The sequence below is a fragment of the Nocardioides sp. JS614 genome, from assembly GCF_000015265.1.
Classification (GTDB): Bacteria; Actinomycetota; Actinomycetes; order Propionibacteriales; family Nocardioidaceae; genus Nocardioides.
Genome location: NC_008697.1, coordinates 251,098 through 274,844, shown reverse-complemented (window position 1 = coordinate 274,844; position 23,747 = coordinate 251,098). Strand labels below are relative to the sequence as shown.

Here is a 23,747-nt window from a genome sequence, read left to right as displayed (position 1 = left end):
GTCAGTCGGTCCCTCTCGACCTCCCGCCGTCAATGTCAACCGACCCAATGTTCTTTGGCCAAATTTCAAGCTGGCCAAGATTGGCTGCATCTCGACAGCAGCAGCAGCGCGTCGCGGCGAGGAAACCCGCCTCTGGGTCGGTGAATGTCGTCGCGGAAGAAGCTCAGAAGGCTTCCTGACGCGCTCTCGGGGCCCGAAACGGCCCCCATTTCGAGCACATGCCGCCCGGACTTCGCTCAGAGCGATTCTGAGCGAAGCTCTGTCACCGGGCAGGACCCGCGTGATCGGGACCTGTTGGCGGCACGTCGAGGCCGGGTCGGCGGGGCGTGGTGGTTGCCGCTGCGAGCCGCTGCTCGGCTGCCCGGCGGCGGGACTGAGGATCGGCCTTGGCCGTCCTTTTGCGCTCTTCGGCGTTGATCTCATCGATTCGAGCCTGGGCGTAAGCGGGGCGGTTGCGGTCGCGCTCCATGCTCTCGGTGACGGTCTGGTGCTCGAGGATGCCGGGCGCGAGGTGCAGCTTGTGGCGCAGGCGCTCGAAGCCGTCTAGCCAGCTCTCGGAGCCTCGGGAGCCGAGGATGCGCGCGGCCTGGTGGATGAGCTTCTGGCGGACGTCGGTCTCTGACCAGTGGCCGGCGGTGCGCAGCAGGTGGTCGATCATTGCGTCGCCGAGTGGGGACCGGTTCTCGATGGCGGCGGCGATCGCGTCGGCACCCTCGGTCTCGAACAGCTTGGCCGGGTCCAGGCCGTCGGGTAGTTCGAGCTGAGTGGGGTCGAGGTCCGCGGCCGTCAGGTGCCAGAAGGCCTTTTGCGCCGACTTCCACCCGGCGGGGTCGGAGTCGGTGGCCACGGCGATGCGGTCGCGGCCGTTGACCATCTCGATGTTGGCGCGCAGCAGCTTGATCTGGTTGATGGTGAGCGCGGTTCCCATCGGGGCGAGGCCGACGGCGGCGCCGTTGCTGCCCAGGGTGATGGCCAGTGCGTCCATGGGGCCTTCGACGATGACCGGGAGCGCGCCGTTGGCGAGGAGTTCGCGGGCTTCGGCGTACCCGAAGAGTGCCTCGCCCTTGGTGAAGATGCTGGTGTTGCGGGTGTTCAGGTACTTCGGTCCGGCGAAGTCGTCGTCGGTCTTGGTGGGGTTGCGGCGGCCGACGAAGCCGAGGATGGCCTCGCTCGTGGGGTCGTGGGGATCGCGGATGGGCAAGACCAGTCGGTCGCGGAAGAAGTCGCGGCAGTACGTCGTGCCGTCGTCGCGTTCACGCTGTGAGACAAGGCCGGCCTGTGTGAGTTCGTCGAGGGTGGCGCCCTGGTCGGTGAGGTGGCGCATCAGGCTGCGACCGCCGCCGGGTGCGTATCCGAGGGCGTAGTTGGGCTGGTCGGTGAGGTCGGTCCCCATCCGCTCGCGCAGGTAGTCCGGCGCCCACGAGCGCGGGTAGCAGGACTCGAAGTAGGCCAGGGCCTGCTGGTTGAGCTCGTGGATCCGCTCGGCCGGGATCTGGTTCGGGTCGGGGAAGGCGTTCTCGGCGGTGACCTCCTCGGCCTGTTCCCAGGGCAGGGTCGTCGCGTACGGGTCCTCCACGTACGGGTAGTCGCCGATCGCGACGTCGTCGTACGTCGGGTCGTGCTCGTCCGGTGGCGGTTCCCGGTCGACAGGCTCGGTTGCGAGAGCGTCGTACTCACCCGGGGCGGGGGAGTGGAAGACAGGGGCGCTGTTGTCGTCTGGCTGGTCCCGGTAGAAGGCGGCCATGAACTCGTCTGCGTCCTCGGGTGGGAGCAGGTCGGGGTCCGCGGGGACGTCGGCCTCGGGGTACGGTGCCTCGTCGTCACTGGGCGGCGGCGCTTCCGACGGCTGGTCGGTGAGCATGGCGATGCGGAGCACGAGCGCGTCGGCGACTTCGACGCCGGTGAGAGACCCGTCTTGGGGGACGCCGGCCAGTGCCCTGGAGAGGATCTCGGCCGGGGTCCAGCCGTGGTGCTCGCAGGCTTCGTCGACCGCGGCGACGAGCGCGGGCCAGGCGGGTGACTTTTGGAGGTAGTCGGCCTTGGTCGTGCCGACGAGTTCGGCCAGTGCGGTCCGCCATGCGGGTTGCAGCAGGTTCGCGGAGTGCTCGTCGGCGCCGAGTGCAGCCGGCCCGAGGTGCGGAACGAGGCGCCACCACAGGGCGGCGGCCTGCTGTTCGTCAGGCAGCGGCCGCGGGTCGACCTCCGCGCTCTGCGGTGCGTCGGTGTCGGTGCCGGACTGGCCGCCGGCCAGGGAGGGATCGGTGGCGAGCGCTTCCTTGATGTAGTCGGTTACGGGCAGCCCTGCGCGCTCGAGCCGGGCGAGCCGCTGGCACAGCGGCGTGATCCACGGGTCTTGGCGGACGACCTCGGGCAGCACCTGGTACCAGGTGCGCTGGGAGAAGGGGTAGCTCGGACGTGCCGCGCGTACGGCCCGGTTGAGCTTGGCCTGGTAGGCGCCGGGGGCGCCGATGTTGCGGTCGCCGGTGGGGCGCAGGTCGTTCTCGTCGGTCCCGGCCACTGCCCGCCACACGGCGAGATCGGCCCGCAGGTCGGCGTCCTCGTCCTCGAGGAAAGGTTGTGCCCACACGGGTGCGGTGGCGCCGGTCCATCCCCGAGCCTGCTCGCGGACGGCGTCGATCTGCTCACGCACGAGCTGGTGGTAGGCGGCCGCGAACGGGCCCCAGTCATGGGCCTCGCCCAGCCGGGCGGGGATGCCGGGCAGCCAGGGCAGCGGTCCGTCGGCCGGCGGGGGAGTGTCCCGATCGTGTGGCCGGGCGGCGGTGAGTTCGGCGACCAGGTCGTCGACCCGGGCATCGAGCACCGCGGCGGGGTCGCGCGCGTCGGCCAGCGACCCGACGCCCACGGCTGCGGTCAGCAGCTTCAAGGGGCTGTGCTCGTCGAGCGCGACGAGCGCGAGGTGGGAGCGCAGCGTCGGCCACGCGGGGGCCTCGGTCAGCCCGGTCAGGAGTGCTTCGGCGTGCGCGTCGATCTTGTCCATGCCCGTGGTGCCGATCAGGTTCTCGGCGCCGGCCGTGACCGCGTCGTGGTAACGCGAGGCCATGTCCCCGAGCAGCTGGTGCGGGTTGGTCTGCTCGCGCAGCGTGGTCGTCGCGGAGACCGGCGAGCCGTCGCGGCGCAGCATCTCGGCGATCCGGTCGAGCGCGGTCGGCGGGATCAGCGCCTCGGGCCGGATCAGGTTGTGCGGGTCACCGTCGCTGGCGACGTTGAGATAGAGGTGGTTGGCGAACTTGCCGCGGGAGAGCGCGACATAGAGCAGATTGCGGTCTTCGTCACCGGTGAGGACGACGTGACAGGTGCCGGTGGTGATGCCCTGCGCGCCGTGCACGGTGGTCGCGTAGCCGAGCTGGACCGTCTTGGAGACGTAGTCGGCGGGCAGGGTGATGGTCTTGCCGAGCTGGTCGTGGACCACCCGCAGGGAGCCGTCGGCGTTGACCTTCTTGACGTGCCAGCGGTCGCCGTTCTTGACCCAGTTGGTGCGGCTGATCCGCAGGCGACGGTCGTTCTCGCGGGTGATGATCCGATCACCTTCGGAGACCCTCGAGCCGTCGGCCAGCGTCAGTACGCGCCCGATCTCCTTCTCGTCGAGGCCGGCGAGGCGGTCGTTGCGGGCCCGGGTGTTGAGTTCGGCAACGAGGGCGCGGGTGGGTGCGATGAGGACTGAGTCGGTGTCGGCGGCTCGGTCGGCGGCCCACGCGGCGTAGGCCTGGTCGGCGCAGGCGCCGAGGTCGCCGACGTGGATGCGGCCACGGTCGGCGTAGAACGCGATCGCCGACGGGTCGCCTTCACGCAGGGCCAGAGTGGCGGCCGCTTCGGCGTGGTTGAGGCTGCCGTCGCGGTTGCGGAAGCGGTGCACTTCGCTGAGGGTGACGGCGCCGATCTGGTGGGCGATGTCGCGCAGGACGCCGCCGGCGGCGACCGAGGCTAGCTGCCGGTCGTCACCGACCAGCCGCACCTGGCCTCCGCGGGAGGTGATGTAGTCGATCGCGGCCGCCAGATCGGTGGTGGCGGCCATGCCTGCCTCGTCGATCAGGACGAGGGTCTTGGGGTTGATCCTCTCCACCCACGAGGGCGCTCCGCCCTTTTCGGCGTGCCACACGAGCTTGGCCAGGGTGTCGGCGCGGACCTTCTTCCGACCCGGGCGCCAGGGTCCCTGGAACAGGCCCATGGCCTTGCCCCCGGCACCGACGCCGGCGTCACCGGTCTCGGGGTTGATGGAGGCGCCGAGTTCCTGGGCTGCGACTGCGGAAGGTGCGAGGCCGATGACGGTGCCGCCGGAGTCCTGCCAGGCGCGAGTGAGGACCTGCATGGCGGTGGTCTTGCCGGTGCCGGCGGGCGCGAGCGCGAGCTGCACGGCGCGGCCGCTGGTGGCCATCTCGCGGACCAGGGACTGCTGGGCGGCGTTGAGCTGGAGCTCGTTGGCGGCGGCTTCGGCGATCGCGATGCCGACGCGGACCTCGCTGATGGTGCGGCCTCCCGTGCGGCGGGCGGACTCGACGATGCGCCGCTCGGCGTCGATGACGGCCTGGGAGGTGTACTGGCGGGCGCCGGCGAGGCTGTAGACGCTGACGATCTCCTCGCCGTTGACCCCGTGCTCGGTGCGCTGCAACGGCTCGGGGATCGTCACGTCCTGCTCGGCCGCGGTGGCGGCGTGGGTGAGCGGGTCGGGGGCGTTGAAGGCGATCGAGTGGTCGGCGATCGCGGTGGCCACGACGCGGTCAACGGCGGCGTCGAGGTCGGGCAGCCGGACGCGGTGGGCGCGGGCCTGGCGCTGTGCTTCAGCGTGCAGGTGCCAGACCTGCCAGGTCGCGCGATCCTCGGCGACCCGTTCGACGACATCCTGCGCGGTCTCGGCGACCCACTCGTCAGTGACGTCTTGGGAGTCCGGACGGTGTCCGAGGCAGCCCTCGACCATGTCGCGGACGGCCTGTTCGCTGCCGATAATGGCGGCGGCCTCGGTCAGCCAGGCGGCGCGCTGGTCGGCCTCGGCGCGGGGTGCGTGCTTGGCCTGCCGGGTCTGGTCCCAGGCCTTCTCCGCGAGGGTGACGGCCTCGCCTTCGGTCGGCGGCCGCCCGTGCTCGGTCTGGAAGGCTGCTGCCAGTTCGCGGCGCCGGGCCTCGATGGCGCTGTGCCGCTTGGACCAGGTCTTGGCAAGACGCTCGTCGACGCCGACGATCTCGCGCACGGGCCGCTTGTCGACACCCTTGGCCAAACCGCTGCGGCGGTTCTCGAAACGAACCCCCAGCCGGGCGATCAGCTCGGACTCGATGAGGGTGTTGTACATCTCCGCGAGGGTGACGTTGGCCTTGAACAGGACCCGTCCGTCGACGGCGAGCCAGCGTCCGGTCTCGTCCTGGACCTTGTTGCTGACAGCGACGTGGGTGTGCAGGTGAGGGTCGGAGGAGCGTGCGTCGCGGTGGGTGAACATGCCCGCGATCAGCCCCTTGGCCTTGACCTGCTGGAGGCCGCCGCGGCCGCGGCGCGTGAACAGCACCTCCTTCTCCAGCCACGAAAGGGTGGCCTCGACAGCCGAGTGGTGGGCGGCCTCGATCTCCTTGGCGACGTCCCGGTCGGCCAGTGCCCACAGCGTCGAGACGGACTTCACCGGAGCGAAGGTGAGGTCGTAGCCAGCCACGGCGGTGGTCTGCTGACGGGTGGCCTTGGCCATGAAGGAGCCGCGCTCGCGGTCGTCGATCGGGGCGCGGCCGTGCTCGCGGAGGAAGTGCTCGTTGCCCAGTTCGGTGCGGATCTGCGCCCGCACCTCGGCCGGCACCGGGGTCTTCCAGTGCTCCCCGTGGGCCAGGTTGTAGGCGATGTAGCGCTTGGCGGTCTCCTGGATGAACTCCGGCTGGTTGCCCAGGTAGCGGGCGAACACGCGGCCGAGCTGAGAGGCCTTCTTGGCCTGCTCAACGCTCTTCCCCGCGTCCAGGACGGCGTTCTCCAACCGCTCCGCGTCCGGGTGGCGACCCTCGCCGAACAGATTCCGCATGTGGGTCTCGGTGACCTGCGAGCCCACCTCGAGGTCGAGCGCACCGAGCCCCGCGCCGAACCAACGGCCCGGCGACTCGCCCTTCTCGGCGTAGTAGTCGGCCAGTCCCGCGTGCCCCCGGTCGGTTGCATCGTGCACGGCGACCTGACGGGTCAGGTACGTGTACCCGTCTCCCGCGGTCAGCTTGTGCACACCCATCACACCTGGAGAAGCAACCGCGGCGAGCCGGTTTCGGACACCTGCCCGGCACCGATTTCCGACAGTGCATGGGGTGCGAGGTTCCTGGTGAGTCTGGGAAATCTGAAAGTCGAGTTTCGGGCTGGGGTTGGTGGTGTTCGAAATTCGACGGGGTCGAGGTGTCCGATCCGGGTCGGTCGAGGTTGCTTCTTGCTTGTGAAGGGTCGCGGTGGATTTCCGTGACGTGACGATCAAGGAAGAGGTGATCCCCGATGGGGAAGGCGACGCAGGCACAGGCAGGTCGGGATCGGGCTCGGGATGCCCGACTGAAGGCGGCGCGGGAGCGGCGACTGAAGCTGGACCCGGATCAGCTGGCTCGGGAGCGGCGCATCGACGAGGCGTCGGTCGACGTCGAGGTGGCCTGGGAGCAGCGGGCGCAGGCCGAGCAGGCGGTCACGGACGCGGAGATCGCGGCCGCGGCCGCGATCGAGCGGCTCATGGCGGAGAAGCTCGCGATCAAGGACGTCGTGCAGCTGACCGGGCTGGACCAGGCGACGGTACGCCGTCTGCGTCAGGTCGAGACCGACACCGGAGACGACTCCGACGACGGCACCGTCAGGGACGCCGGCGGCGCTGCTGAGGCCGCCGGCGTCCAGGTGGCGTGATGGCAGGCGGTACAGCGGACCCGTTCGAGGGTGTCTCCGCGACGGAGCTGCGGCGGATGCTGGTCGAGGCCGGTGACCGTCGGCTCGACGCACTGTCGGTCGGGGCGGCCCAGGAGGCGCGGCGCGAGCAGGCGGTCCTCGTGACCGAGCTGCAGCGGCGCGGTGAGCCGCTCGAGGAGCCGGCGGCTCCGCCGAGTGCGTCGAACACGTCGGACCGGCCGAAGCCGTCCGCTGTTGTCCAGGAGCAGCTGGCCGCCTCGCGCGAGCGAGTCGTGGCCGCTCGACCGGCGCTGAGGCCGCCGGGCATGCGTTCGGATCGGCCCGAGGAGCGGGACACGCCGTCGGCGGGCCACTCGGCACCCGGACCCGGGATTCCGTCTTGAGCGGGCAGCCGACGATCGTCACGAGCCGGCGACGTCAGCAGGAGCTGCTGAGGTCCTGGTCGGGATGGCCGCTGACCTCGATCCTCCTCGACCCGGCGGAGGTAGCCCACGTGCGTGAGGGGGGCTGGGCAGGCACCCACCACCACGACCCGAGCACAGGGGAGCGGATCGTCGGGACGACGGCCGGCCTGGGGTTCGGTGTCGACGAGTCCTGGCACAACCCTGCCGAGGTCATCCCATGGCCGGAGATCGAGACGATCGCCCGCGCGGTGCCCGACGAGCTCCACGACGAGCTCGTCGAGTTCCGTGACCGGTGGCGCGGCCACCAGTCCGCCTATCCGCGGTTCGCGGCCAGCGCGGACGCGGTCGGGTGCGGGCCGGTCATCCCCGGCCAGCCGCTCACGCCGCGCCAAGAGGCCTACGTACGCGAGCACGCGGCGTTCGAGGCCAGCGGGGTACTCCCGGCCTGGCAGCAGCGCCGGGCCGCTCTCGACGCCGAACGCCTGGAGCTGCACGACCGGGCGCTCGACGCCGACGCGGGCACGGAGGCCGGCGACCTCCTCGAGCTCCTCGAGGACCAGCAGCTCGGACCGACCGTTCGCGACACTGCGTCGCCGACCGGCACAGCTGAGCCGGCACAGCTCGTCGCGGACCAGTACAAGGCGACCCCGCGGCCAGGACTGCGCCCACCGACCCCGCAGCCGGGGAGCGGACAGGAGCGCCACCAGGCAGGCTGCGCCCCGCCGGGCCGGCCGGAGGTGGCCCGATGATCGCGAGCAAGCCGGTCCGCCTGCTGTCCCTGGCGATCGTGGCCCTGGTCGTCATCGCAGGCATCCGCGCGATCGTCGGCGGCTTCGCGTTCGGCGGCGATCTCCTCGACTCTCCCGCCCGGTCCGAGAGCCGCGGCGAGCGCACCCTCGGCGAGGTGACCTACGTCCTCGACGGGGACACCGTCCAGGTCGCCACTCGCGACGGGCGGGACGTACGGGTGCGGTTGCTCGGGATCGTTCATTAGTCAAGCCTGGTGTCGGGATTGGACCTGTCGCGCCCCGTGGGCACCGGAAGCTGTCGTAGTCGGCACCCGGGACCACCGAAACGGACGGTCGCGGTAGGTAACGGGATTGACTGGCCGCTGTGGGTGTGTCACAAGACGCACCCGTCCCGGTGACGGAGGCCGGACGGCTCCTACGGACGTCCGCCGGGTTGTCGGGCCCGGGATGGCCTCTGGCCTGTACGTTCACCCTTTGTGGTTCCCTAACGGCCACGAGATCCTTGGGTGGCCCGAGCCCGCGCCGATCCGAGGTCGGGTATTCAGCGCCTGGTCTCGTACCTGGTCAGGAGCACGCCGTCGGGAAACGTCCGGGTCTCCACCAGGTTCAGGTTCACCCAGTTGTCCAGGGCCGTGAAGAACGGCGTGCCGCCGCCCACCAGGACCGGGTGGGTGACGATCGCGTACTCGTCGATCAGCCCGGCCCGCATGGCCGCCGCGGCGAGGGTGGCGCCGGCGACGTCCATGGGACCGCCATCCTCAGTCTTGAGCCGGGTGATCTCGGTGACAGCGTCGCCGGTGACCAGGCGGGCGTTCCAGTCGACCGCGCTGGTCGTCGAGGAGAACACCACCTTCGGCATGTCCCGCCAGCGGCGGGCGAACTCGATCTGCGCCGGTGTGGCGCCAGGCTGCTGGTCGGCGGTCGGCCAGTGGGAGCTCATCGTCTCCCACAGTTTGCGCCCGTACAGCGCCAGGCCCGCGCCTCTGGCCAGTGTCCGTTTAGCCCGCCCGGTGATGTGGTCCGGTGAACGGGGCCTTTTGCGGACGGGCCGCCGTGGCCACGAGGACGGCCGGTTGGTCATCCCGGGCATGTCCTGGCGGCCACCCGACCCGACCTTATCGGGAGCACCAGCCCTACGGACCCGCTTGGGACCCTGACCTGATCGGGCCTCGATCAGAGCTCGCCGGCGAAGAGGGGCGGCAGCCAGGAAGGGGCGACCAGAACTGCCGCAGCCCACAGAAGGAGTGCGCAACCCACTGCCGACACGAGCCGGCTCCCGGCATGACCGTTCTTCTCATAGGCCATCAAGACGGTGAGGGTGGCCATCCACAGCAGGTTCGCGATACCCGCCGCGAACATCACCAGCATGAGGCCGGCACAACAGCCGACGCAGAAGGTGCCGTGCTTCCGGCCGAGGCGGAACGCCCCACCCACGCCGCGTTGGTAGTGCGCGGCGAGGAAGCCGACCGGATGCCGGCACTCGGTGAGGCAGCGCTTCTTGAGCCGTGTGAACTGGAACGCTCCAGCCACCGCCAGGGTGCCGCCGGTGATGAGCGCTTCGTGCGAGCCGAGGAAGGCGCTGCGGTCCGCGAGCTGATGGACGCCGACGTCTGCTACGAAGGCGGTCAGCCCGAAGGCGCTCCAGACGAGCGCGTAGCCGCCCAGGAACGCCGCCATCACGATTCCCGGACGGGGTTGTCGCCGAGAAGCGGCGTCGAACAGCTGGGCCAGGGGCAGACTCGTGGGCACCATCATCGCAGCGATCATCACCTGCCAAGCGAGCAGGAACATCGCCAGCGCGAGCCAGATCGGCGGACCTTCCTCGATCAGCTGGTCATGGTGCAGCGAGCCGCCGTACCCGGTGACCTGGGCCCCGAGCGCGAGCAGCCAGGCGGATCCGATCGCGACCGGCACCGCGACCGGCAACCGGAGCCGACGCGGAAGGACGACTGTCGTCATGCGACGGCCTCAGCCCGATGCTCGATCGTCCAGTCCGACTGGATGGCGTTGCGCCCCTCGAAGGACCAGACCAGGTCGTAGTCCGGGAGATCCACCCGGTTGTGGCTGGCCTTGGCCACGTACGCCGGCGACCCCGGCACGGTCGAGAACAGCGAGTCGCGCAGGGTGGTGATGGTCTGTCCGTCGGGCGACCGATAGGGCTCCATCTCCCCCGAGACCACGTCCCCGATCAGCAACCTGCCCTTCCCCTGCACGGTCGCGTGGGTGATGGGGGCGCGCTTGACGTCCATCACCTCGCCGAAGAGGTCGGCCAGGTCTGCCAACGGCCCACCAAGTCGCCCGGCGAAGGCGTCGTGGATTGCGTCGAACTGGTCGTCGCTGGCCTCCTCGCTGATGAACCAGACCGCCCGCCAGTCACCCTGCAGGATGTTGCCGGGGACCTGGTGGACCGTGACGAAGCTGAGACCCGAGACGTCGACGCCGCCGATCACGCCCGAGTCCAGGTGGTAGGCGTTGAACGCCTCGCACGTTCCGTGGTCCGGGTCCTCGCCGATCCAGCAGGGACACAGGACCTCGCATGAGCATGCTTCGAGGAGTGTCCCGTGCAGCGCGTAGACCAGGTCGCTTTTGGTCTGGTCAGTGGTGGTGCTCATCGTCGTTGCCTTCCCTCTCTCTTGGTTCTCGTGTTCTCTCCAGGACGGCGCCGGTCGGGCCACTACTCGGGCAGCAGCCGGTCAGCGACGGCGTACCCACCGTCGACGGGCAGCGCGACGCCGGTGACGAAGTCCGAGGCTGTGGAGGCAAGGAACACGGCCGGCCCGGCAAGGTCGTCGGTGTCTCCCCACCTCTGGGCTGGGGTCTTGTGGCGGATCCGCTCCCCCCACTCACTCCCGGGCGCGCCCCGGGTGAGGTCGGTCTCGTACCAGCCGGGCAGGATCGCGTTCACCTGGATGTCGTGCTCGGCGAGCTCGACAGCCAGGGCGCGGGTCAGCCCGATGATCCCGGTCTTGGCGGCCGCGTAGCCGATCGCGGCAGGCGGGCCGAAGAGCGAGTACATCGAACCGATGTTGATGATCTTGCCGCCACTGCGCTGACTGACCATCACCTGAGCGGCGTGCTTGGCGCACAGGAACGAGCCGGTGAGGTGGGTGTCAACGACCGCGTGCCACCCGGACTCGGTCAGGTCGAGCACCGACCCGCCGACGTAGTTGCCGGCGTTGTTGACCAGGATGTCGAGGCGACCGAACCGCTCGACCACCTGTGCCATGGTCGCCGACACCGCCGACTCGTCACGGACGTCGCCGGGGAACACCGCATCGGCCGAGCCGAGATCGGCGGCAACGGCCGCGTTCTTGCGCTCGTCCCGGCCAGTGACCGCGACCGTTGCTCCAGCATCGCGGAGCGCGAGCGCGATGGCGCGGCCGAGCCCGCCGTTGCCACCGGTGACCAGGGCCACCCGTCCGTCGAGGGCGAACAGCTTCGAGTCCATGACCACCTCCGGGGGTGCGTGACAGGTCGTGAACCCCACCTTCCGCACCACCCGTCAAAGAACCGTCGAAGGTCCGTCAAGGAACCAGGCTGTGCGACAACGGCTTGCTGTGGGCCGGGACAGCGAGCCCGACCGGGCCTACCCTCGCCTTATGCTGCGCGTGCAGATGCTCGGCCAGCTGTCGGTCGAGCTGGACGGCGTCCCGGTGTCCCCGCCGGAGAGCCGGCGGGCGTGGTCACTGCTGGCCTGGCTCGCACTGAACCCTGGGCCGCATCCGCGCGTCGTGCTTGCGGCCCGGTTCTGGCCGGACGTTCTCGACACCAGTGCGCGGGCCAGCCTGCGCACCGCGATCTGGTCGCTCCGGCAGGCGCTCGGCCCGGACAGCGGTCGCTGTCTGACGTCGTCGCGCGACCACGTGGGCCTGGCGCCAGGGGAACTGTGGACCGACGTGGCGGAGTTCGGCCGGCTGCTCGACGCCGGTCATGTCGAGAGCGCTGTCGAACTCTGCCGTGGGGAGGTGCTTGCGGGCCTCGAGGACGAGTGGGCGTACGAGGCCCGCGAGGAGCACCGCGACCGACTCGCGACTGCCCTCGGCACGCTGGCGGCGGAGGAGGAGAAGCGCGGTGACCTCGCCGCCGCTGTCGCTGCGACGCGCCGCCAGCTGCAGTTCGCCCCATTCACCGAACACGTACACGCCGACCTGATCCGCCGGCTCGCGGCCTCGGGTGACCGCGCCGCGGCGATGCTCGCCTACCGTCGGCTCCGCGACCGGTTCCGGGACGAGCTGGGCCTCGAGCCGTCGGCGGGAACCCGACGGCTGGCAGCGTCCCTCCGTGCGGCGGATCCGGCCCCCGGACCGGTCAAACCGGCCGGGCGGCCGTCCGGCGAGGGAGGCTCGGGGGTCCGGGGCCTCCCGATGGTGGGCCGGAGCGCATCGATGGCCCTGCTCGAGGAGGCGTGGCGGACCGCCCGGACCGGTCACGGAGGAGTCGTCCACCTCAGCGGCGAGGCCGGCATCGGCAAGACCCGACTGGTCGAGGAGCTCGCCGCGCGGGCACGCGACGAGGGTGCACGGTCCGCGACGTGCGCCGCCGTCGACCTGTCCGGTAGCGCGCCCTTCGGTCTCTGGGCCGAGCTGCTGCGCGAGGTGTACCGGGACCTGCAGCCGCCCCGGCTCGAGGCGTCCCGCGCCACGATCCTCGCCCGTCTGCTCCCGGACCTGGCCCCTCGCCTGGGCGTGGCTGCCCCCTCGCTCGAGATCGCGTCCCCGGACCTGGAACGGACCCTGCTGTTCGAAGGAATCGTCGAGCTGGTCGAGTGGGCCTGCCGGGACAGGCCGCTGCTGGTCGTGATGGAGGACGTGCACCTGGCCGACGCGCCCAGCCTGCAGCTCGTCGGGTACGTCGCCCGCCGCATTCGGACGCTCCCGTTGCTCGTCGCCCTCACCAGACGGGAGCTGCCTCGGCGTACCGACGCCGATGCACTGCAGGACACCCTTCGGTCCCGCGGCGTCCTCCTGCAGGAGATCCAGCTCGGTCCCCTGCGAGACGACGAGATCGCCTCCCTTGCCCGGACGGTCGCGGGCCTGCCGGAGGCTGAGGTGGACAAGGTCGTCGCCGTCTCGGACGGGAACCCGTTCCTCGCCCTCGAGTCCGCGCGTGCCCGCGGCCGTGCCGAGACGACACCGCCCGCGAGCCTGCGGGGCAACGTCCGCGCCGTCTTCGGCGGCCTCGGTCCCGACGCCCGGCTCCTGGCCGAGTTCGCGGCCGTGGCGGGGCGGCCACTGGAGAGGGAGGAGAGGGAGGCACTCCCACTCGACCGCGGCACCGAGGCTGCCACCGCGGCGGTGGAGAGCGGTCTGCTCGTGGCCGACGCGAGCCGGGTGGAGTACCGGCACGCCCTGCTTCGGGAAGCGGTCTACGCCGACATGTCGGCGCCGAGGCGCGCCTGGTTGCACGAGACCTTCGCTGCCGCACTGCAGTCGTGCGAGGCCAGACGAACGCGACGCAGGGCCGCCGAGGTGGCGCGACACCTGCGACTCGCCGGGAGGGACGAACTCGCAGTCGGGCACCTGGTGCGGGCCGCGGCCGACGCACGCGCGGTCGCCGCACTGCCCGAAGCAGTCGAGTTCCTGATCGAGGCGGCCGGCATCGCCCCTGACGACGACCGGCTTTTGCTCGACCTCTCCGAGATCCAGGCATGGTTGGGACGCCGCGCCGAGGCCGACCAGGCGTTCGACCGCGCCATCGGCCTGATCCCGACTGGCGACTCGGACCGGCTGGCGGACGCGTGGCTCAGACGCGGCCGGTGGCTGCGAGGAGCGCTGTGCGCGCCGCGGGCCGCCCGTGACGCCTACCGCGCGGCAGAAGCGGCCCTCGGCTCGATCCCTGCCCCGGCACCGGAGGCACGTGCCGAAGCGCTGGCCGGTTTGGCGTGGGCCGAGGCGGTCGCCGGCGACCTCGACGCCGTCGAGCCGCTGCTCGACCGGCTGTCCGCACCGGCCCCTTCCAGTGCGGACACCGGTATCCACGCCTACGAGATCGGCGCCGCCCGAGCCTTCTGCCTAATCCGCAGGGGGCGCTTCAAAGAGAGCTACGAACCGGCGATCGCCGCCGGCGAGGCCGCGCAAGCCGCCGGACGACCGGACATGGCCTACGGCTGTTGGGCGAACGCCGCCTCGGCCGCAGCCTGCGCCGGCGACTTCGAGCGTGCCCTGGAGTTCACCGACCAGGGGCTCGCGGCTGTCCAACGGGTGCTGCCGACCGGAGAGCTTCACCTGCTCGCCGCCCGCGCGCACATCCTGACCCGGCTCGGCCGCTTCGACGAGGCTGCCGCAGCGGCCGACGCTGAGCGGCAGCTGGCGGACCGACTGGACCGGCCGGAGTTGGTGGCCACAGCACAGCACGACGCCGGGATGGTCGCGTTCGCCTCCGGCGACCCGGGCCGCGCCGCAGAGCTTCTGGCGGCGGCACTCGCGCGGGGTGCGCCGGTGAGCCGTCCCCGGGCGCGCCTGGTCCGCGCCGAGGCGCTGGTGAGCGTCGGACGTTTGGAGGAGGCCGAGCAGGAACTGCGCGAGACCGTGCTGGAGCCGGTGACCGAGAGCGACTTCCCCCACACCCTCGTGCCCCGGCTGACGCGCGTTCAGGGTCTTCTGGCCGCGGCCCGCGGTGATCGCGTCCTCGCCCGCAAGCGCCTGGGCGAGGCGGCCGAGTCATGGCGCCGATACTCCTCGGCCGCTCAGGGACACGGTGAGGAGTACGTCGTGAACCTCGCCGACCTCGGACGCCCCCCGGTGGAGGGGTTGATCGAGCCACTGCGAGAGCTCGATCGGGTACTCGAAGAGATCAAGTCACTGGACTCCGAAGTCGAGACTGCGTGAGGAGGAGACCGTGCCCAGATTCGAGGACAGCGCCGTCAGCAACGCCCAGGTCGAGGAGGTCTGGAAGCTTCTCTACGACCCGGCACGGTTCCCCGAGTGGTGGGCCGGAATCGAGACAGTGGAGCCGGAACCCGGCGACGAGGGACATGCCGCCCGCTTCACCTACTACCCGAGCGGCTATCCGGACTACCCGATGCCGCAGCTTCTGGAGACCAGCCGCGACAATCGTCGGGTGGTGGTCTCCTGCCTCGTGTCCGACCTGCACTTCCGGTGGCTGCTCGAGCCTCTCGCCAGCGGCGACACCCGGATCCGTGTCGAGGTCGACATCCCGCCCGAAGAGGCGCACCGACTCGCCACCCAGAAGACCGTGATCAGACAGTCTCTCGCGCAACTGGCGGCACTTGCGGCAGAGGCCGCCTCAGACTCAGGAGCCTGACCAGCGACGGCCGTGCGGCAGCCGGGCTGCGCCGGATCGCTGAGAGGCTCGCCCGATGACGGCCGAGGAACACGACCCGGAGACTGCTGGCGCAGCCAGAGACTCCCGCGCCAAACACTCCCAGGCATGATGGCTGGCTGCGCTCGACAGAAAGCGCGTCTCTCCGCCCGCCCGCGGTTCCGACTGCTCATGCTGTCCGAGCGCTACCGAGTGCACGCTCTGTACTTTGCGAGGCTTGCGCTCAGACGCCGATCCGGGAAAGGTTCCCCGCCGGCGCTTGGTGATCCCGGAAGGGGTTCGTCATACGGGATGGTTCCGGCGCAGGCGAACCGAGACCTGCTGCCTACCGCCCAGAATGGGCTAGCCCCGGGGCGGTCTCGATGGTCTCTGCGTGAAGAGCCCGTCTGCCGCGGCTGGTGCCGGGAAGCTAGGAAACATGTCGTGTGGGGGTTCATCATCGGAACATGGACGACAACGGTCCACTCGCCGTGGGGCGGTCGTCGCTGGCTCGCGGGGACTGGGTGGCAGCGAAGGCGGCCTTTGAGACCGCCTGGAACGATCAGGGATCCGCGGACGCATTGGACGGCCTCGGCCGCAGCCTGTGGTGGCTGGGCGACGCTCCGGGTGCACTGGATGTGCGGTCGCGGGCTTTCGCCCTGCTGCGTCGCGAGGGCCGTGACCACGAAGCGGCCGCCGTCGGCATCTGGCTCGCCCGACAGTACGCCGGCCTTTTCCACCGCACGGCGATGGCCGAGGGCTGGGTTGCCCGGAGCCGCTCCCTGGTCGCCGATCTCGCAGACCCGGGCAGCCTCGAAGGATGGATGGCCCTGGTGGAATCCGAGGCCGCCGCGCTGAATCTTGCGATCGCCCACGCCGAGCGCGCGGTGGTCGTCGCGCGCAAGCACCGTGATGTAGACCTCGAGATCGTCGCCCTGGCCCGCCTGGGCGCCTGCCGGGTCGGCACCGGCGCAGTCGCTGCGGGTTGGTCGGACCTGCAGCAGGCGATGACCGCGGCCGTCTCGGGCGAGGGCCACGACGTCGCGTACGTCGGCGAGGCGCTGTGCACGCTGCTGGAGGTCTCGGGCTGGCTCGGCGACCCAGGGATGGTGGAGCCATGGGCCCAGCAGCTGGCCGAGTTCCGATCGGCGTACGCGTTCGGCCCGTTGCTCCCGTTGGAGACCACGTCGGGCCCGGACCTGATCTCCGCCTTCTGCACCAGCTGCTGCGGAGGGGTCTACCTGGTCACCGGACGCCTGGACGTGGCCGAGCGAGAACTTGCCGACGCGGTGACCCAGCTGGCCACGACCGGGTGCCGGCCGCGGTGCCTCCACCCGGTCGCGAGGCTGGCCGAGCTGCGGGTGCTCCAGGGCCGGCTCGAGGAGGCGGAGGCGCTGCTGGTCGGATTCGAGTCGGAGTGGGAGTGCGCGTTGGTGGCGGCGGCTCTGGACCTGGTGCAGGGTCGACCCAATCGGGCGGTGGCCGGACTTGTCGCGGCACTCGAGGGCCTCAGGGCCGCGACGGTCGTGTCCCTGCCACTGCGGGCGCAGCTGGTCGACGCCGCACTCGCGGTATCTGACCTGACCCTCGCCGCGGTCACCGCTGGAGAGCTTGCCGAGGTGGCGGTGGCCACGGGTACGACGCTCCACAAGGCGCAGGCGGATTTCGCCGCGGGCAAGGTCCTGCTGGCAGAAGGTGACTTCGACGCATCCGCGCGGCTGCGGGCGGCCGCGCGGGCATTCGCGGAGTGCGGAGCCCCGTTGGCGGCCTGCCGCGCCCGGATGGCGCTGGCGAGGTCGCTGGCGGACCGCGACCGGGGTGTGGCCGTGACCGAGGCCAGGAGCGCCCTGCAGGCGTTCGACCGGATGGGAGCGACGTCGGAGGCCGACCAGGCTGCTTCCTTTCTGCGCGGATTGGGGATCAAGGGCCGCACGGGCCCCAGGGACGGTGTTGTCCTGAGCCGCCGGGAACAGGAGGTGCTGAGCCTGGTCGTCGAGGGACTCTCCAACGCCGAGATCGCCGAGCGGCTCTTCATCAGCGTCAAGACCGCGGGACACCACGTGAGCAACATCCTGACCAAGCTCGGTGTCCGCAGCCGCACCGAGGCGACGGCGTACGCGCTGCTCCATCCCGCCGCACCCGGGCCCTCGGCAACCCAGGCAGCGAAATAGGGAGCGCTCCCCATGCTCGACCGGCTCGGAAGGTGGAATGTCGAGGCATCACCCAACTTCGTCCCGAGGAGGACCTCATGGAGACAACCGAGAAGGAAGTCGTACACCGCTTCTACGAGATCATCAACGCCGGATCGCCGGAACGGCTGGACGAGATCTGCTCGCCCGACCTGAAGGGTCACGCCGGCGCAGGAACGGACCTGGCCGAGCTCAAGAGCTCCCTGGCCAGCTTCCTGGCGCCATTCCCCGACCTCACCGCCGACGTGCGGAACATGGTGCAGGAGGACGACCTGGTCAGCGTGTGGATCACCTACACGGGCACCCAGCAGGGCGATTTCGCGGGCGTACCGGCGAGCGGGCGCAAGGTCAAGTTCGCCGCCTGGGACCTGCTTCGGGTGCGCGACGGGAAGATCGCGGAGGTCACGCAGTACTGCGACCTGTTCACGATCATGTCCCAGATCGGCGCGCTCCCCACCGCGGCGCCGGCGTGACGGGGAGGTGGAGAAGATGACCACCAGAGTCAGGGCCCTCGCACTCTCACTGACAGCCGGCCTCACGTGGGCAGTCCTCATCACGCCCACTGCAGCGTCTGCGTCCGCGTCCAGCTGTGTCGCGCAGTCGGTTCAGGCAGAGCACGAGGTCTTCGGAAGCGCATGGGGTCGGGACCTGATCGCGTATCTCGCCTCGCACCCTGAGGTGCTCGCGGAGTTCGGGTTCGACAGCTTCGGTGACCTTGCGTCGTACTCAGCGCACCAGGACAACGCGAACTGCCCGGCCGACCTCTAGACAGTCCGGTCGGTCCCTTCTCGAGGGCCGACCGGACTTGCCGCGCTCAAACGTTCCGCCGTGCGCAGGTTCGTCGAGGCGTTGGTTGCGCGCTAGGAGGTCTCCGGCCCATCGGCGAAGCCCTCGACGTCCACCGGCTCGGGGACATGACCACGATGAGTGGCCATCCAGAACTGCACACCGATCACCAGCAGGTACGTCGAGGTCGCGACGAACCCGACGACCGGCCAGACCCAGATCCCATGCAAGGTCTCGGTGATCAGACTGACCAGCAGGATGCTGGACCCGACCGAGGGCAGGTGCACCCCACCCCACACCCGGATCTCCCCCTGAGTGCCCGGAGCCAGGACCCCGTTGATACCTCCAAACGCGTAGCCACCCACGACGCCGAAAGCTGTCACCGCGCCGGTCAGGAGGAGCAGTGCATCCAGAGCCGATGGCAATCCCTCGGCATGGCTGGCGACCGCGCCGGCGGTCCACAGCGTCAGGGTGTAGCCGTACGGAGCCGCGCTGGCCGCGACAACGGCGCGCAGGTGGTGTCGATAGTCCATACCTCCAGATGGTCCACCGGTCAGACTGGTCGCAGCCATCGGTCCGCGCGTCTGTCCACGACTCGGACTCGTCGAGACGCGGACGGTCGGCGTCGAGATCAAGGCGCCAGCCGGATGGCGTACCCCCAATGCCACCGGACGCGCTCCCTCGGCGTAGAGCTCGCCTTCACTGCCTTCGTGCCTACCCACCCCGAAGTGCTGCCCGGACTACACGAAACGATGCCCATGTGAGCACAGCGTGACTCACAGAACACAACCACGGGCGGAGAGTACTACCAGGCCCGGCTGCGACGAGGAGGGAACGTTGGTGCCGATCGGCACCTTCAACGAGGGCGAGGATGTCGTGCTCTGGACCGCCGTCGCAGCGGCACGCGACGTAGGCGACTCCTGGGCGATCATCGGCGCGACGCTGAAGACCACTCGGAAAGCTGCCTACCAGCGGGTTGGGAGGAACTGATTCGTCCGCGCTGGCAAGGACACACGGTTCGCGCGCGTGTCAGCGTCTTAACGCCGCCTGAGGGGCGCCTGCATCGGGTCTCGGGGCCGGCTAGCGCAGGTGCCGGACGAAGAACCCGTCGGGCCCCTCTCCCGCGAACTGCGGGACGCCGGTGTGCCCGCCCATGTTGGCGTTCAGCGACTTCTCCTCGGAGCCGAAGGCGTCGAACAGGTCCAGTGCCATCTGCCGGTCGTTTCCTTCGTCGTCCCACTGCAGCAGGACGTGAAGCGGAATCGTGACCTGGCGGGCCTCGTCGAACATGGCGCGGGGCACGAAGCTCCCGGCGAAGAGACCAGCGGCCACAATGCGCGGTTCGACCAGCGCCAGCCGGATACCGATGGCGATCACCCCGCCCGAGTACCCGACCGGCCCGCTGATCTCTGGCAGTGCGAGGAGTGCGTCCAGTGTGGCCTGCCATTCCGGGACTGCCTGTTCGACCAGCGGGAGGACCAGCCGGTCGACGATCTCGTCGACCGGCTTTCCGGCCGCCAGCGCCCGGTGCAGATCGGCGCGGGCCCGCTCGGCGTCGGCCGATCGGGGCCGGTCACCGCTCCCGGGGAGCTCGATGGTGGCCGCGGAGAAGCCGTTCGCCATGGAGTGCCGGGCCCGCCCCGCAAGCCGCGGGTACATCTTGCGCAGTCCGCCGGGGTGGCCGAGCAGGATCAGCGGCGCTGGAGCGGAGGTGGGCGTCCACAGGATGCCGGGGATCTCGCCGAGAATGAATTCGCGTTCCAGGCTGTCGTCGTCGAGGCGCTGTTCGGAAGTGAAGTGCATGGTCGTGCCTTTCGGGAGTGCGCGTTGAACGGCGCTCCCGGACGACCTATCGCCCGACCGTGGCCCCAAGGAAGAGCACCCACGTCGATACGTTCACGGGTACCACCTCCTCGTTCTCCTGCACGGACTCCAGCAGACTAGCAATGGTCGCCGCGGTCCGGGCGCGTCTATCCGCCGCGACAGCGACAGTGTCATACCGCCACGCGAGCGCTGGCGCGTTGAGCCGGTTCCTGCACTCTCTGGCTTACCACGTTACGAGGCGAGCGAACCCGGCATGGAGTTCATGGATGCGTACCGAGCCGCTGCCCAGCATCTCGGCCTTCATTCTCAGGCGGGCGACGAGCGCCTCTCCCGGATCGCCGTACACGTCGATCGCCAGCATGTTGATGAACTCGCCGATCGGTGGAAACTTGGGTCCGGCGACGTTCATGTGGAACTCGAGCGAAGCTGGATCGGGATTGATGTGCATGACCGTCATTCGGTTCCCGGCGTCGTTGAAGTACACGTTGTAGGCGAGCAACTGTGGCTCGTTGGCTTCAACGAACTTCGTCAAGTCGTCCATCGCGGCTTTGAGCTCCTCCAACCGCCCACTGCGAACCTCGGACGTATCCACGTACACGATGGGATGGGACTCGGCTGCGACATTCTGCATCCATCCATGGTGCTACTCACGGAGCCGCAACGCACTCGACCAACGCGGTCGGTGCGCTCGAGACGGTGCGTCAATCCGCCGCGTATGACTGTCAAGCCCGGGGCCGCCCTGCGCTCGGCGCTCTGCTCCCGCAAGCGGATCCCTTCCGGTACGGCCTCGGCTCCTCAGCTGCTGCGCCCGGATCGTCGCCGTAGGGCATTCGTCGACCGGCACATCCGGTCAGTGGGCAGGACCGTGTGGGCATCTCAACACGCGGGGCCCCATTCTCCATCGAGCCCAGTCGAAGGTCGGGACCAGGAAGCGCCGCTCGAGCGGACGACCACGGTCGCGCTGGGCACGGTCGAGCCGGTGAGATCGAGGCACGGTCGGAGCCCCTTAGCGGGGCCCTCGTCTCAGCATCGGTCGAGGGACGAAAGCGTTGAGCAGGCGAGGGTGACCATCTCCAAGGTGAGCGCCGTAGGACTTCACCCCCGGGTCCGCGTGGCGAAGGCGGCGGCCTCGGCGCGGGAGCGGAGGGCAAGCTTGGTCAGGATGCTGCTCACGTGGTGCGCCACGGTCTTGCGGCTCAGGTATAGGCGTTGCGCGATCTCCGGGTTGCTGAGTCCGTCGGCGAGCAGGGTGAGCACGTCGTGCTCGCGCCTGGTGAGCACCCCGGGGTCCCGGGGCTCCGGCCCGGGGGTGACTCCGAGCTGGCGGAGCAACGCGGCCGCTGCGGCCGTTTCGCCGGCTGCGCCCAGCCGCCTGAGGGCGCGAAGCGCTTCGGTGGCGTAGCCCGCGGCGGCTTCGGGATCGTGCGTGGCGAGGGCCCTGGCCAGATCCAGCCGGGTCCGGGCCGCCTCGAAGGGCAGGTCGTGCCGCTCGAAGGCGGCGAGCGCCTCGGCCAGCCGTCGCACCGCGGTCGCAGCGTCGCCCGATGCCGCCGCGACCAGCCCCGCGCTGCGGGTCCGTTGAGCACTCCCTCGGGGCAGTGCGGGCCTCGGCGGCTCGGCCCGGCTGCCCGCCAGCGCCGCCTCGGCACCCGCAATGTCGCCGGTGGCCAGGTACGCCTCACACAGGGCGGCCGCGAGCGGGTCGCTCTGCGGATCGTCGGGATGGAGCAGCCCGAGCGCGGCGCGGAGCAGCGCCGCGGCCTCGTCCGGCCTGCCGGCGGCGAGCCGCACCTCGGCCGATACGAGGGCGGCGGCGGGGGAGTTCGTATCGAGCTCCTCGGCGAGTTCGGTGGCTTCGCCGAGCCGACCCTGCCGGAGCCGGAGGGCGGCAAGTGCGGTCCTCGCCTCGAGCAGGGGCTGGCGCCCGACGTCCTCCGACATGGAAATTGCCCGCCGGAGCTCGGGCTCAGCGAGATCCCAGGTGCCGGCGGCGACCAGGACCGAGCCGTAGTGGGCTCGACACCTGGCTTGAAGAAAAGGGCAGCCGTAAGTCTGGGTGAATTCCTCGGCCACCCGGCACCACTGCGTCGCGCGTCGCAGGTCCTGGGCCAGGCTACACGCGGCGAGCATGTTGCAGCTCGACCAGACCACGACCTCCAGCCGGCCGCCGAAGCCACCCAGGGTGGTCGCCATCGCCTCGTCGAGGAGCGCCATCCCGTGCTCCACCTCGCCGCCAGCCACGAGGAGCACACCCAGGTCGGCCAGCGCCATCGCGTGCAGCCCGTCGTCAGAGGCCTCGGCCGCAATCCGGAGGGCCTCCTCGAGCCCGGCACGTCGCGCGGTGGCGTCGGAGCACAGGTAGGCGCCGATCAATACCAGCCAGCCCCGGACCATCGGGTCCGTGGTGTGCTCGGCGGCCCGTGCGGCGCGGGCCAGCCAGCCGCCGGCGGCCGCCTCGTTCTCGAGGTTCGTGAGGTACCAGATGCACAGGTCGAGGGCCGCGATGGTCGCCTCGTCGTCACGGCCCGCTTGGCGCAGCAGAGTGAAGGCACGCTCCCGGTGGCGGATCGCGGAGCGCACGTCGCCCAGCCACCAACACACCCGGCCCAGTCCGTCGACCGCGTCCGCGGACTCTTCCACGGCAGCCGCCGCGGCGAACGCTGCCCGCGCCTCCTCCCACCGTCCGGCCTCGGCGGCAGCACGCGCGGTTGCGAGGCGCTCAATCGTTGCCACTCGTCCATGATCGCCACCCAACGCGCCTGTGGATAGGTCAGCTGACCGATGTGCCGAGCGCGCGCCCCGGCCGATGCTGAAGGGGATACCCGACTCCAGGAGGTGGCTTCGATGACCGAGACGTTCCAGCTCAGCCGAGAGCAGGCGCAGGCCTACGAGGACCTGTTCGTTCCTGCCCTATTCGGTCAATGGGCACCCCAGCTGGTGGACTGCGCTCGGGTACGCGACGGCCAGTCCGTGCTCGACGTGGCCTGCGGCACCGGGGTGGTGGCCCGGGCGGCCCGGGACCTCGTGGGACCCGGCGGCCGGGTCGTCGGTGTCGACCTGAACTCCGCGATGCTCGAGGTGGCGCAGGAGGCGCGTCCCGACCTCGAGTGGGTGCACGGCGACGTCGAGGACCTCCCGTTCGAGGACGCCGAGTTCGACGTCGCGCTCTGCCAGTCCGCACTGTTCTTCTTCGCCGATCCGGGCCGGGCGGTGGCCGAGATGGTGCGCGTGGTCGTTCCCGGCGGCGTGGTCGCCCTGCAGACCTACGCGCCACTGGCCGAGCAGCCTGCGTACGGTCCCTTCGTCGAGCTCGTCGCCGGGCACGCCGGTCCCGAGGCGCGAGTCCTGCTCGGCACGTACTGGTCCCAAGGCGCCCTCGACGGCCTGCTCGAGCTCGCCTCGGCGGCCGGCCTGTCGCTGGTCGAGTCGCGTTCCAGTCTCGGGGAAGCCGTCTTCCCGTCCGCGGCCGCGGTCGCCGACACGGAGATCAAAGCCACGCCGCTGGCCGAGCGGATCACGCCAGAGACGTATGCGCGGATCGTCGCCGACACCGAGGAACTGCTCGGCGGGTACGCCGACGAGTCGGGCCTCGTGCGCGTCCCGATCCGGGCCACTCTGCTCGCAGCGCGGAAAGGCTAGTAAGGGCACAGCGGCTGCTGTTCGGTCGTCCGGCGGGCTCTCGATCG

Annotated in this window: 20 protein-coding genes; 11 read left to right on the top strand and 9 right to left on the bottom strand. The window is 70.4% G+C overall.

Annotated features, from left to right (window positions below; translation table 11 throughout):
- Positions 1-262 precede the first annotated feature (262 nt).
- Positions 263-6,205, bottom strand: a complete 5,943-nt coding sequence (mobF, locus tag NOCA_RS01175) for a MobF family relaxase (protein ID WP_011751641.1) — start codon at positions 6,203-6,205, stop codon at positions 263-265.
- A gap of 251 nt (positions 6,206-6,456) precedes the next feature.
- Here mobF and NOCA_RS01170 point away from each other — a divergent pair, with 251 nt between their 5' ends.
- The 4 genes from NOCA_RS01170 to NOCA_RS01155 are packed head-to-tail and all read left to right on the top strand — an operon-like array spanning position 6,457 to position 8,247.
- Positions 6,457-6,849 (top strand): hypothetical protein, encoded by a 393-nt coding sequence (locus NOCA_RS01170; protein WP_011751640.1) that lies wholly within the window; start codon positions 6,457-6,459, stop codon positions 6,847-6,849.
- Positions 6,849-7,232: a hypothetical protein gene (locus tag NOCA_RS01165; protein ID WP_041545943.1), complete on the top strand. Its 384-nt coding sequence runs from the start codon at positions 6,849-6,851 to the stop codon at positions 7,230-7,232. Before NOCA_RS01170 ends, NOCA_RS01165 begins: the two co-directional genes overlap by 1 nt.
- Entirely contained in the window at positions 7,229-8,002 is a 774-nt protein-coding gene (locus NOCA_RS01160; protein ID WP_011751639.1) for a hypothetical protein, read from the top strand. The genes NOCA_RS01165 and NOCA_RS01160 overlap by 4 nt, the downstream gene beginning before the upstream one ends.
- Positions 7,999-8,247, top strand: coding sequence for a hypothetical protein (locus NOCA_RS01155; RefSeq protein ID WP_011751638.1), 249 nt, complete (start codon positions 7,999-8,001; stop codon positions 8,245-8,247). The genes NOCA_RS01160 and NOCA_RS01155 overlap by 4 nt, the downstream gene beginning before the upstream one ends.
- A gap of 296 nt (positions 8,248-8,543) precedes the next feature.
- Here the strand turns inward: NOCA_RS01155 and NOCA_RS01150 are convergent, their stop codons facing one another.
- The 4 genes from NOCA_RS01150 to NOCA_RS01135 all read right to left on the bottom strand — a co-directional run bounded on the left by NOCA_RS01150 (position 8,544) and on the right by NOCA_RS01135 (position 11,450).
- Entirely contained in the window at positions 8,544-9,092 is a 549-nt protein-coding gene (locus NOCA_RS01150; RefSeq protein WP_011751637.1) for a dihydrofolate reductase family protein, read from the bottom strand.
- An 83-nt stretch (positions 9,093-9,175) separates the two neighbouring features.
- The gene (locus NOCA_RS01145) at positions 9,176-9,916 is read right to left on the bottom strand and encodes a DUF2182 domain-containing protein (RefSeq protein ID WP_238383332.1); all 741 of its coding nucleotides are present in this window, start codon (positions 9,914-9,916) and stop codon (positions 9,176-9,178) included.
- A 41-nt stretch (positions 9,917-9,957) separates the two neighbouring features.
- Entirely contained in the window at positions 9,958-10,614 is a 657-nt protein-coding gene (locus tag NOCA_RS01140) for a DUF1326 domain-containing protein (RefSeq protein WP_011751635.1), read from the bottom strand.
- Positions 10,615-10,676: 62 nt separating this feature from the next.
- A complete protein-coding gene (locus tag NOCA_RS01135; RefSeq protein WP_041546007.1) occupies positions 10,677-11,450 on the bottom strand; it encodes an SDR family NAD(P)-dependent oxidoreductase in 774 nt (257 codons plus the stop codon).
- A 28-nt stretch (positions 11,451-11,478) separates the two neighbouring features.
- On the opposite strand from NOCA_RS01135, the gene NOCA_RS01130 reads away from it, so the two are divergent.
- The 5 genes from NOCA_RS01130 to NOCA_RS01110 all read left to right on the top strand — a co-directional run bounded on the left by NOCA_RS01130 (position 11,479) and on the right by NOCA_RS01110 (position 18,219).
- A complete protein-coding gene (locus NOCA_RS01130) occupies positions 11,479-14,829 on the top strand; it encodes an AAA family ATPase (RefSeq protein ID WP_148217929.1) in 3,351 nt (1,116 codons plus the stop codon).
- Positions 14,830-14,839: 10 nt separating this feature from the next.
- The gene (locus tag NOCA_RS01125) at positions 14,840-15,265 is read left to right on the top strand and encodes an SRPBCC family protein (RefSeq protein WP_011751632.1); all 426 of its coding nucleotides are present in this window, start codon (positions 14,840-14,842) and stop codon (positions 15,263-15,265) included.
- 464 nt (positions 15,266-15,729) lie between these two features.
- Positions 15,730-17,433 (top strand): helix-turn-helix transcriptional regulator, encoded by a 1,704-nt coding sequence (locus NOCA_RS01120; RefSeq protein ID WP_049774172.1) that lies wholly within the window; start codon positions 15,730-15,732, stop codon positions 17,431-17,433.
- A gap of 77 nt (positions 17,434-17,510) precedes the next feature.
- Positions 17,511-17,924, top strand: coding sequence for an ester cyclase (locus tag NOCA_RS01115; RefSeq protein ID WP_011751630.1), 414 nt, complete (start codon positions 17,511-17,513; stop codon positions 17,922-17,924).
- 16 nt (positions 17,925-17,940) lie between these two features.
- The gene (locus tag NOCA_RS01110; protein ID WP_041545942.1) at positions 17,941-18,219 is read left to right on the top strand and encodes a hypothetical protein; all 279 of its coding nucleotides are present in this window, start codon (positions 17,941-17,943) and stop codon (positions 18,217-18,219) included.
- Between the two features lie 92 nt (positions 18,220-18,311).
- Here the strand turns inward: NOCA_RS01110 and NOCA_RS25345 are convergent, their stop codons facing one another.
- Positions 18,312-18,770: a hypothetical protein gene (locus tag NOCA_RS25345; RefSeq protein WP_049774171.1), complete on the bottom strand. Its 459-nt coding sequence runs from the start codon at positions 18,768-18,770 to the stop codon at positions 18,312-18,314.
- Between the two features lie 307 nt (positions 18,771-19,077).
- On the opposite strand from NOCA_RS25345, the gene NOCA_RS27350 reads away from it, so the two are divergent.
- Positions 19,078-19,227, top strand: coding sequence for a hypothetical protein (locus NOCA_RS27350; RefSeq protein ID WP_158305612.1), 150 nt, complete (start codon positions 19,078-19,080; stop codon positions 19,225-19,227).
- A 90-nt stretch (positions 19,228-19,317) separates the two neighbouring features.
- On the opposite strand, the gene NOCA_RS01100 is transcribed toward NOCA_RS27350, so the two are convergent.
- The 3 genes from NOCA_RS01100 to NOCA_RS01090 form a co-directional block, all read right to left on the bottom strand.
- Positions 19,318-20,040, bottom strand: coding sequence for an alpha/beta hydrolase (locus NOCA_RS01100; RefSeq protein WP_041545941.1), 723 nt, complete (start codon positions 20,038-20,040; stop codon positions 19,318-19,320).
- Between the two features lie 244 nt (positions 20,041-20,284).
- Positions 20,285-20,692, bottom strand: coding sequence for a hypothetical protein (locus tag NOCA_RS01095; RefSeq protein WP_041545940.1), 408 nt, complete (start codon positions 20,690-20,692; stop codon positions 20,285-20,287).
- A gap of 464 nt (positions 20,693-21,156) precedes the next feature.
- Entirely contained in the window at positions 21,157-22,794 is a 1,638-nt protein-coding gene (locus tag NOCA_RS01090) for a helix-turn-helix transcriptional regulator (RefSeq protein WP_011751625.1), read from the bottom strand.
- Positions 22,795-22,905: 111 nt separating this feature from the next.
- Between NOCA_RS01090 and NOCA_RS01085 the strand changes: the two genes are divergently transcribed.
- Positions 22,906-23,700: a class I SAM-dependent methyltransferase gene (locus tag NOCA_RS01085; protein WP_041545939.1), complete on the top strand. Its 795-nt coding sequence runs from the start codon at positions 22,906-22,908 to the stop codon at positions 23,698-23,700.
- The last annotated feature ends 47 nt before the right edge of the window (positions 23,701-23,747 follow it).

Bases quoted from the DNA above. Each gene is read 5' to 3' on its own strand.
- NOCA_RS01095 (WP_041545940.1), bottom strand. From the start codon at position 20,692: ATGCAGAATGTCGCAGCCGAGTCCCATCCCATCGTGTACGTGGATACG.
- NOCA_RS01085 (WP_041545939.1), top strand. From the start codon at position 22,906: ATGACCGAGACGTTCCAGCTCAGCCGAGAGCAGGCGCAGGCCTACGAG.
- NOCA_RS01135 (WP_041546007.1), bottom strand. From the start codon at position 11,450: ATGGACTCGAAGCTGTTCGCCCTCGACGGACGGGTGGCCCTGGTCACC.
- NOCA_RS01110 (WP_041545942.1), top strand. From the start codon at position 17,941: ATGACCACCAGAGTCAGGGCCCTCGCACTCTCACTGACAGCCGGCCTC.
- mobF (WP_011751641.1), bottom strand. From the start codon at position 6,205: ATGGGTGTGCACAAGCTGACCGCGGGAGACGGGTACACGTACCTGACC.
- NOCA_RS01150 (WP_011751637.1), bottom strand. From the start codon at position 9,092: ATGCCCGGGATGACCAACCGGCCGTCCTCGTGGCCACGGCGGCCCGTC.
- NOCA_RS01155 (WP_011751638.1), top strand. From the start codon at position 7,999: ATGATCGCGAGCAAGCCGGTCCGCCTGCTGTCCCTGGCGATCGTGGCC.
- NOCA_RS01165 (WP_041545943.1), top strand. From the start codon at position 6,849: ATGGCAGGCGGTACAGCGGACCCGTTCGAGGGTGTCTCCGCGACGGAG.
- NOCA_RS01115 (WP_011751630.1), top strand. From the start codon at position 17,511: ATGGAGACAACCGAGAAGGAAGTCGTACACCGCTTCTACGAGATCATC.
- NOCA_RS01120 (WP_049774172.1), top strand. From the start codon at position 15,730: ATGGACGACAACGGTCCACTCGCCGTGGGGCGGTCGTCGCTGGCTCGC.
- NOCA_RS01100 (WP_041545941.1), bottom strand. From the start codon at position 20,040: ATGCACTTCACTTCCGAACAGCGCCTCGACGACGACAGCCTGGAACGC.
- NOCA_RS25345 (WP_049774171.1), bottom strand. From the start codon at position 18,770: ATGGACTATCGACACCACCTGCGCGCCGTTGTCGCGGCCAGCGCGGCT.
- NOCA_RS01170 (WP_011751640.1), top strand. From the start codon at position 6,457: ATGGGGAAGGCGACGCAGGCACAGGCAGGTCGGGATCGGGCTCGGGAT.
- NOCA_RS01140 (WP_011751635.1), bottom strand. From the start codon at position 10,614: ATGAGCACCACCACTGACCAGACCAAAAGCGACCTGGTCTACGCGCTG.